At 74.4% G+C, this 4,399-nt stretch carries 5 protein-coding genes; 3 read left to right on the top strand and 2 right to left on the bottom strand.

All coding sequences use genetic code 11. The features are described from left to right. The first annotated feature begins 214 nt into the window (after positions 1 to 214). Positions 215 to 757, top strand: a complete 543-nt coding sequence (locus DQW06_RS17030) for an MOSC domain-containing protein (RefSeq protein ID WP_013153038.1) — start codon at positions 215 to 217, stop codon at positions 755 to 757. A 205-nt stretch (positions 758 to 962) separates the two neighbouring features. On the opposite strand, the gene DQW06_RS17035 is transcribed toward DQW06_RS17030, so the two are convergent. Further along, entirely contained in the window at positions 963 to 1,388 is a 426-nt protein-coding gene (locus DQW06_RS17035; protein WP_013153039.1) for a hypothetical protein, read from the bottom strand. A gap of 58 nt (positions 1,389 to 1,446) precedes the next feature. Then, entirely contained in the window at positions 1,447 to 2,199 is a 753-nt protein-coding gene (locus DQW06_RS17040) for an SDR family oxidoreductase (RefSeq protein WP_013153040.1), read from the bottom strand. A gap of 215 nt (positions 2,200 to 2,414) precedes the next feature. On the opposite strand from DQW06_RS17040, the gene DQW06_RS17045 reads away from it, so the two are divergent. Together DQW06_RS17045 and DQW06_RS17050 are read left to right on the top strand one after the other, a co-directional pair. Next, a complete protein-coding gene (locus DQW06_RS17045; RefSeq protein WP_013153041.1) occupies positions 2,415 to 3,797 on the top strand; it encodes an FAD-binding oxidoreductase in 1,383 nt (460 codons plus the stop codon). A gap of 140 nt (positions 3,798 to 3,937) precedes the next feature. Beyond that, a partial coding sequence (locus tag DQW06_RS17050) for a hypothetical protein (protein WP_117198901.1) occupies positions 3,938 to 4,399 on the top strand: 462 nt, incomplete at its 3' end.

Here is a 4,399-nt window from a genome sequence, read left to right on the forward strand (position 1 = left end):
GCCGCGCACACCCGGGGGCGGGGGGAGGCCGCGCGGCGGTGGCCTCGTCGCCGACGGTTGTGCCCCGGCCGTGCGGTGTCCATACCCCCGCCGATGTGGTGCGCGTCACTCCAGGGCGGGTCGCGCCGACGGCACTTCCGGTCACGAGCCCAGCCCCCGGGGGTTGGGCTCGTTAGGCTGGGGTCCAGTGCACCCGAGCGAAGAGGCGGCGCCCATGGGCCCGGTGGTGGAGTCGGTCAGCTGCGGTTCCGGACACACCTTCAGCAAGGAGGTCCTGCCACGGATCCGCCTTCTGGCCGGGCTGGGCGTGGAGGGTGACGCCCACCTGGGCGCCACCGTTCAGCACCTGTCCCGGATCGCGGTGAATCCCGACCAGCCCAATCTGCGCCAGGTCCACCTGGTGGCCGCCGAACTCCTGGAGGAGGTCGGCGAGGCGGGATTCGCGGTCTCCCCGGGCCAACTGGGCGAGAACATCACCACCCGCGGTCTGGACCTGCTGTCCCTGTCCGCGGGCACCGTCCTGTCCTTCGGTGACGGGGCCAGCGTGCGGGTCACCGGCCTGCGCAATCCCTGCGCGCAGATCGACGGTTTCTCCCGGGGGCTGCTCAAACAGGTTCTGCGTCGCGGGGAGGACGGCACCGTGGTGCGCAGGGCCGGAGTCATGGGCGTCGTGCTGACCAGCGGCACCGTCGAACCCGGTACGCCGGTGCGCGTGCGGGTGCCCCGGGGCGCCCACACACCTCTGGAACGGGTGTGAGGGGAAGTCCTCAAGGTCTTCGACGCCCGTGAGGCCGACAGCTCGGTTCGGCGTGCCGGGCGGCGCGTTCGCCGACGTACTTCTCCGCGCAGGCGCTGCGGCGGATCAGGGCCGAGCGCGACCCGCAGGGCGCGGTCCAACCACCCCGTGCCGGGCTGAGGCGGTCACGGTCCGGGCGGCCACTGCCCGGACCGTGGCCGGTGCCTCAGCTCTCGCCGCGCCGCAGGAGGCGGTCGTGGCGTTGGCGGGCGGCCTGGGCCGAGCCCAGCCCGAGGCCGAAGGCGATCTCCTGCCAGGTCATGCCGCGCCCCTTGGACATCTGCAGCAGTCCGGCCTCCAGCTGGTCGAACTCGGCGCGCGCCCAGGGCACCAGGGTCAGGGCGGCGGTGAGGTCGTCCTGATCCACGGCCGGAGCGTCGGGGTCGGGCTGGGCGCCGCCCGCGGCCAGGTCGGCGACGCGCCGCAGGGCGTCCAGGGGCGCCATGGGCATGCGCGCCTCGTCCCAGCGCGTGCGGTGCTCGCCGGTGGCGTGGCGTTCGGTGATGCGCAGCAGCGCCTCATGGGTGCGCATGCGGCGGGCGCTTCGCGGGTCGGGTCGGGTGAAGGCGCTCTCGTGCTGTTCCTCGCTCATGCCTCCAGGATGAGGGCGCAAACACCCTGTTGTCAACTAATGGTTTTCAACGACTTGTTCACTCCGGGTTCCGGTCGGCCAGGAACTCCGCGAAGGTCACCTTGCCCACCGCCCGGTCCGGGGCCAGGTGGCCTCCGGCGCGGTAGGCGGCGAAGACGGCGCCCGGCAGGCGTACGGGCACCGTCCGCAGGTCCGTCCCCGCCCAGCGCTGGTAGGCCGCGGCCAGGTCGCGGAAGGACTCCACGCGCGGGCCGCCCATGTCCGCCACGCGCCCGGCCGGAGGACGGTCGGCCAGGTGGGCCAGGCGGGAGGCGACCTCCTCGACCGCCACGGGCTGCACGTCCACGTCGGGGACGGGCATGAGGGGCAGGCGGGCCGCGCCCGCGCACAGCCTGCGCACCAGGTCGTGGAACTGGGTGGCGCGCAGCACCGTCCACCCCAGACCGGAGGCCGCCAGCGCGCTCTCCACGGTGTGCTTGGTCCCGTAGTAGCCCAGCGGAACCCGGTCCACGCCGACGATGGAGACGTAGACCAGGTGCGCCACACCCGCCTCGCGGACCGCGCGGATCAGGTGGGTGGCCGCCTCGATGTCGCCGCCCGAGGGCGTGCTGGCGCAGTGCACGACGGTGTCCACGCCCTGGACCGCGTCGGACAGCCCGGTGCCCCGGCGCAGGTCCACGGCGAAGGACGCGGGGTCCTCCGGATCGGGGTGGCGGCTCAGGCTGCGCACCTGGTGCCCGGCCCGGCGCAGGCGTTCCACGACGGGCCGTCCCAGGGTGCCGGTACCGCCGGTGACGAGGACTGTCTTCATGGGCGCTCCTTCGCTTCCCGGAGGACCCATGCTAGGTCTCGGGGGACCGGGCGCGTCGGTCCCCGCTGGGACGCCCCCGGGCGTGTCCGCGGCGGGGCGCGCCGCCGACCGCCCTGACCAGGGGGCGGTGGTGTCTTCGGCGCCCGGTGTCCGGTTAGAGTGCTGGCGGCGTCGGCGCAGCGGAGCGGCCGAGCGAGCGGTGAGGGAGTGTGCCCATGTCCGGGATCGCCGGGAGACTGACGGCAGCGGTCGGCGCGGAGCAGGTGGTCACCGACCCCGCCGTCCTTGAGGGCTACTCCCACGACGAGGCCGAGTGGGCTCCCCACGGCAGCCCGGCCGCGCTCGTGCGCCCCCGCCACACCCAGGACGTGGCGGCCGCGGTAGCCGTGTGCGCGGAACTGGGCGTCCCCGTGGTCGGGCGCGGAGCCGGGACGGGGCTGTCGGGTGCGGCCAACGCCGTGGACGGCTGGGTCGTGGTCTCCTTCGAGCGGATGAACCGTGTCCTGGAGGTCGACCCCGTACAGCAGACCGCCACCGTGCAACCGGGCGTGGTCAACAACGACCTGCGCGAACGGGTGGCCCGGGACGGCCTGTGGTACCCGCCGGACCCGGCCTCCGCGCCCTGGTCGACCATCGGCGGCAACGTGGCCACCAACGCGGGCGGCCTGTGCTGCGTCAAGTACGGGGTCACCCGCGACTACGTGCTGGGCATGGAGGCGGTCGTGGGCTCGGGCGAGGTGGTGCGGCTGGGCCGGACCACCGCCAAGGGCGTGACCGGCTACGACCTGTGCGGGCTCATGGTGGGCTCGGAGGGGACGCTGGGCCTGGTCACCGAGGTGACGCTGCGGATGCGGCCGCTGCGCACCGGCACCGAGCACACCGTGGTGGGCTACTTCGACTCCCTGGTGGAGGCCGGCAGGGCCGTCGCGGCGGTCTCGGCGGCCGGGGTGGTGCCCTCGGCGATGGAGCTGATCGACCGGTTCTGCCTCCAGGCGGTGGACGAGTGGAAGAACATGGGCCTGTCCGCCGAGGGCGAGGTGCTGCTGCTGGCGCGCAGCGACCAGCCCGGGGCGGCGGGCGAGGAGGAGGCCGACCGCATCCTGGCGTGCTTCGAGGCGGAGGGCGCGGTCTACGCGGTGCGCTCCACCGACGAGGAGGAGGCCGAGGCCCTGTTCGAGGCCCGCCGCCTGGCCTACCCGGCGCTGGAGCGGCTCGGCCCGCTGCTGACCGAGGACATGTGCCTGCCCAAGGCGAAGGTGCCCCTGATGCTGGAGCGCATCGAGGCGATCGGCAGGCGCTTCGACACCCGCATCGGCAACATCGCGCACGCCGGTGACGGCAACCTGCACCCGCTGTTCATCGTCCCGGCCGGTGACGAGGACGCCAAGAAGCGCGCACAGGAGGCCTTCGAGGTGATCGTGGACGAGGCGATCGCCCTGGGCGGCACGGTCACCGGCGAGCACGGCGTGGGCCTGCTGAAGATGCGCGGCGCCGCCCGGGAGATGGGCCCGCACGTGCTCGCCATGCACCGGGCCGTCAAGGACGCCCTGGACCCGCGGGGCATCTTCAACCCGGGCAAGGTCTTCGCCGCGTCGTAGCCGACGGGGGCCGACCGCGCGGGGCCGGGCGCGGGCGGGCCGCGGACGGCGGGGTGCGGGGTCGTGAGAAGGGTGGAACCGGTCGGGGAGCGGGCGGCGTCTCAGTGGGCAGGAACCGCACCGCGCACGAGGAGACCCCCATGGAGACCACCACCGTCCTGGTTCTGGTGATCGCGGCCCTGGTGGTCGTCGGCGTGGTCGGAGCGGCGGTCGCGGGCTCGGCCGCCGAACGCCGCCGCTCCCGCGGCCTGACCCTGTGGGCCTCGCGTGAGGGGTGGCGCTACGACCGCGAGCGGCCCGAGCTGGTCGACCGGTTCGAGGGCGTCCCCTTCCTGGAACGGCGGTCCAACGCCCGGGCCAGGCACGTGCTGTGCACCGAACTGCGCGGTCGCCGGGTCCTGGCCTACGAGTACGGCTACACCGCGCCCCATCCCCAGCAGCGCCACCGCACCGTCGCGCACGTGTACACCGTGGTGGCGGTGGCCCTGCCCGCGGGCGTGCCGCTGCTCCAGGTGGAGGAGGCGGGCACCGGAGCCGGTGCGCCCCAGCCCCGTAACGGCGGCGCCCGCGCCTGGAGCGCGGGCGAGGCCGCCTTCGACGAG

Origin of the sequence: Nocardiopsis sp. TNDT3, assembly GCF_003427465.1 — a bacterium.
Taxonomy (GTDB): Bacteria; Actinomycetota; Actinomycetes; order Streptosporangiales; family Streptosporangiaceae; genus Nocardiopsis; species Nocardiopsis dassonvillei.